Origin of the sequence: Limnospira sp. PMC 289.06 (assembly GCF_032350395.1) — a bacterium.
Classification (GTDB): Bacteria; Cyanobacteriota; Cyanobacteriia; order Cyanobacteriales; family Microcoleaceae; genus Limnospira; species Limnospira platensis.
Map to the genome: position 1 here is coordinate 1 of NZ_JARPLC010000563.1, position 292 is coordinate 292.

The window sequence follows — 292 nt, forward strand, 5'->3', positions numbered from 1 at the left end:
GGTGCATAAAGCTCTGAACATTGAAGTACGAAAGCAGGGGGTAGTAACCCTGTTCATCAGACAAAAAGGGTATCCACATCAGGAGCCGTGTGATGGGAAACTATCAAGCACGGTTTTGAATGGGAGTTGGGGAAGGCGACTTCCCTTTCGACCCCTACCCTTAGAGGGTGAAGGATGTGACCAGAAGCTAAAGCCCAATTGTCATGGTGGGGATATGCCCACAGATCACGGTGTGGATATATAGCACTAGTCAATACGGTTAGGACGCAGCCTTGAGAACAGAATCCATGGT

The 292-nt window shown here is 49.0% G+C and carries 1 pseudogene; it reads left to right on the forward strand.

Annotated elements, in window-relative coordinates:
* A pseudogene (locus tag P5674_RS26280) lies at positions 1 to 244 on the forward strand (hypothetical protein); the annotation flags it as partial.
* Between the last annotated feature and the right edge of the window lie 48 nt (positions 245 to 292).